Source organism: Candidatus Neomarinimicrobiota bacterium (assembly GCA_021157965.1).
GTDB lineage: Bacteria > Fidelibacterota > Fidelibacteria > Fidelibacterales > Fidelibacteraceae > Fidelibacter.
Genome location: JAGGVO010000003.1, coordinates 1 through 4,168 on the forward strand (window position 1 = coordinate 1; position 4,168 = coordinate 4,168).

Sequence of the window (4,168 nt, forward strand, 5' to 3'; positions counted from 1 at the left end):
ATACGGGTCATTCCGTTAAAGGGATTCGGATAATTGTCAAACAATTCAAAGGTACGGCCAAGTAACATTTCTTCGGTAAGACGGGTCAAAATGCCTGGTTCCGGCAGGGGCTGTTTTTTATCGGTATAAATATGAAATTCTCCGGGCGCAAGGGTTAACGGCTGAATTAATTCAGCCAGATTTCCTAATATCAAACTGTCCCCGCTAAAATAATCATACCATACGCCAATTCTCGGAAATGTTACATCTGCCGTTTTCTCCACCACATCAAAGTTACCTACAATTACACTGCGCATGGATGAGCCGGTGAGAGTCAGAGTTTTCACCATCCCTCCCGTATCCATCTCTACCTGGGTATTCCCGGAATAAAATAAAGGATTAGTAAGGCGTAACCGGATTAACGCTGCTGTTGTTTTAAACAGATTTTTTCGCTGTGCATCGTGGTAGTAATCCCAACGAATCGGTTTTTCACACACCCTGCAGGGTGTATCAATGGAAACGTCGTATCCCAGTTCACCAAACTGCCATAACATCTTAGGGCCGGGAATTGTATAGAAAAAGGCAGAAATCAATTTTACACGGTTCAGCGCCGTGTTAATTTCCTGGATGGAATAGTCGCCCGATACTTTTCCCCAGCTCAGGTTTTTAAACATGATTCGCTCTTCATCATGGCTTTCCATGTAGCTGACCAAACGAGGTTCAGACCATCCCCGGGACTCATAGAATCCCCAGGAAAAATCTGATTCATAACCCATGGAGGCTTCCTGATATACGTGGGTCACATTTCCCCAGAGCATAAAACCCTCATTCGCCAGGGTCTGTTCTTCGGAATTATCGGCCCAGTGTTCGAGAATTAGATACGCCGTGGAATCTTTTTGCCACAGCACATTCCCCAAACGTTTGATCAGGTTTATCCGGCTCACATCATATCCGGGATCACCCGCCGTATTGGTAAATCCTTTGGTAAAGTCCAGCCGGTATCCGTCAACATGATATTCCTGAATCCAAAAAGCCAGGACTGAATCCACAAAGGCCTGTGTCCAGGGACTTTCATGATTGAAATCAAATCCCCAGGAGTAATCAGGATTAGGTGATACTTCATTAAACCATGGATTTTCTTCTGAGGGACGGGATGCTGCGCTGTTCCAGTACATGCGCACCATGGGAGATTGTCCATAAGAATGGTTTAAAACCATATCCATAATCACGGCAATCCCTTCCAGATGACACGTATTGATAAAACGCTTTAAGGCAAAATCCGTCCCGTAATATTTATCAGGTGCAAAATAGAAGCTCGGGTTATAACCCCAGCTTGAATTTCCTTCAAATTCACTGATTGGCATCAGTTCTATTGCGTTTACTCCCAGCTTTTTCAAGTACGGTAGTGTATCAATGAGCGTTTCATAGTGATGGTCCGCTAAAAAATCCCGAATGAGCAGTTCATAAATCACCAGTTTTTCCCTTGCGGGACGGACAAATGCCGTATCTGTCCAGTTAAAGGGTGGTGACATTTCTGTTGTAAAGGTTGAAACAATTTCCCGGGTTTTCCCTTTGGGATAGGGTTTAAGACCGGGATAGACACTTTCAGGAATATAGGGATCATTCCATGGATCCAGAATTTTTTGTGTGTAAGGATCGGCAATACGGATTTCACCGTCAATCAGGTATTGAAAACCATATTCTTTCGATTCATCAACCGGCACTGTTATCCAGTACCACACTTCATCTTCGGAGATGTAATCTCTGAACATTTCGAATTCCGGCAGCACCATCCAGTCGTTAAAATCACCGATCAGATAGACAAAATCCTTATAGGGTGCAAAAAGGGAAAATGTAACCGATTGACCGTAAGGACCAACAGTTATACCCGCATCCAACCCCTCCGGTCTTGGTGCTTCTTTGAGTCCGGGATTTTTAATAACGATAAATGAGGCCGTATCACGCAATTGATACATATCTTCGGCAATCAGGTCAATTTGCAGGAGATCGTCTGTATAATCACCTCCTATGAGCGTGTAAGAGAGTGTATCGTGATTAACCGAGCTTACACTTGTTCCGTTAATGAATAATTCAGTGCGGACCGTTTCGGTAAACAACTGAACGCTGGTTCCCAGAATATGCAGAGTATCCTGATCGGTCATGAAGAGGGGTTCACGCCGGGGATCCTGAAAAGATTCCGTAATCGTTGGGGTTATAAATTGAGCCGTAATACCCGGCTCATAGAGTTCGAGAAAGATATCTTTATTATCAACATCCTTCCCTTCAAGATATCCCCCACCCGACTGTTGTGAGCTTCGGAAAACAAAGGCCAGATGAGTCACTTTGACATTTTCGGGGATATTATAGTATACCCGGGGATAACCAATCACCAGTTTCCACAGATTGGTTTCCACCTGGCTCAATTGGGTTTCCGGAGTATCCTCCCCCCAATTGGTCACAACATATTTCCACTCGGATGATGAGATACTTTCATCGGTCAATACACCGGTATGGGCATACACCGGACCGGCAAAGTCTTTGAGTCCCTGATTGCCCTTTGTGGCATCGAAATAGATGATGATGGAATCATTGACAGTAGGATTGGCAGGCTCGGATGTGACAGGAGAAGCTTCCGCTGTTGTTATCATCCCCCAAAGGAAACCTATACACGGCAAAATCATTATTTTTTTCATTTCAAAAGCACCAGTTTACGGGTTGCATTGTGTTGATTCTGAGTCATTTTTACAAGATAGACTCCGGACGGCAAATGACCGAGATTAAATGTCCGGGTATATGTTCCCTTCCGGACTGCCGGCAGATAAAATTCACCCACGGGTTTTCCGGTTATTGAAAAAAACTGAATTGAAAGGGGGCCAGAATCCGGCAGTGTCAGATTTATTGTGATTTCAGCATTGAATGGGTTGGGATAAAGATCCACCAGATGGAAAGTTTCCTCTTTTTCTGAATTTGACTTAAGGGATACGGGCAGCGTTGTATCGGGAGTGAAAAGTTTCTGATCGGTATAGAGCCGGTATTCGCCGGGCTGAAGCATCAGGGTTATACCTGTATCATCTACAGACAATGTATCCCCGGAAAAAAACTCATACCAGGTCCCGGTATGGTGAAATTCCGGCCAGCTTTGATGTTCAGTCATTCCGAAATTACCTATGATCACCGCATTCATATCGGGTGAAGAGAGTTTCAGACGGCGGTCCGGAATATTATCCGGTGTATAAATCGACACAGTGGTTTCCGAATTCCGGAACAACGGGTAATCCTTCCGGAGTTTTAAAAGGTTTTTATAAAGATTAAAGAGCCGTACCCGGTTTTTGTTTTTCAAATAGTGCCAGAGCACCGGTTTAGCTTCGGTGCGTCCTTCCTCTTCCGGCAGTTCCCTGTCGTAGCCCAGTTCACCGAACTGCCAAATCATTTTCGGTCCGGGTATGGTGAGAAAAAAAGCAGTGGATAGTTCCATGCGTTTCAGAGCCGTTACTGTATCTTTAATGCAGTAAGTTTCCGTGCAGTTTCCGTATTGAAGGTTTTTGTACATAATCCACGGTTCATCGTGGCTTTCCATAAAAGTCACCAGATTCATAGCCCACCAGCCCCGGTTTCTGAAATACCCATAACTGAAATCCGAATTAGTCAGCCAGCCCATAGCTCCCTGGCTATAGGGACCGTTCATATTTCCCCAGAGCATAAACCCGTTATGGGCCAGGACTGTTTCTTCATCGTTATCGGCAAAGTGTTCAAGAATCAAAATGGCATCCGATTTAACAGATCGTATATGGGCTGCATACTCACCCAGAATGTCAATACGGCTTTGATCATACCGGCTCCACATGTCCATATCATCCCCTGAATAGGTCTGGGTGAATCCTTTGGACAGGTCAAAGCGGTATCCGTCCACATGATATTCCTCAATCCAGTGTGTCGTAATCTCCTTCATCAACGCTTTGGTGTAAGGACTCTCATGATTGAAATCGTATCCCACGCTCATAGGATGGGGGGCAATCACATTGAACCAGGGATTATCAGCCAGCGGGGCTCCGAAATCCCCCTCGTTGTAAAGGCGGACAAAGGGGCAGTCGCCATAGGCATGGTTGAGGGCAATATCCAGAATGACAGCGATTCCCGCTCCGTGGCAGGAGTCGATAAAAGCCTTCAGATCATTTTCTGTTCCGTAAAC

At 45.1% G+C, this 4,168-nt stretch carries 2 protein-coding genes; both read right to left on the minus strand.

The annotated features are described in order from the left end of the window. A partial coding sequence (locus tag J7K63_00160) for an alpha-amylase (protein ID MCD6233440.1) occupies nt 1-2,672 on the minus strand: 2,672 nt, incomplete at its 3' end. Further along, nucleotides 2,669-4,168 (minus strand): T9SS type A sorting domain-containing protein (locus tag J7K63_00165; protein MCD6233441.1); only part of this gene is annotated, 1,500 nt, incomplete at its 5' end. The genes J7K63_00160 and J7K63_00165, both read right to left, overlap by 4 nt.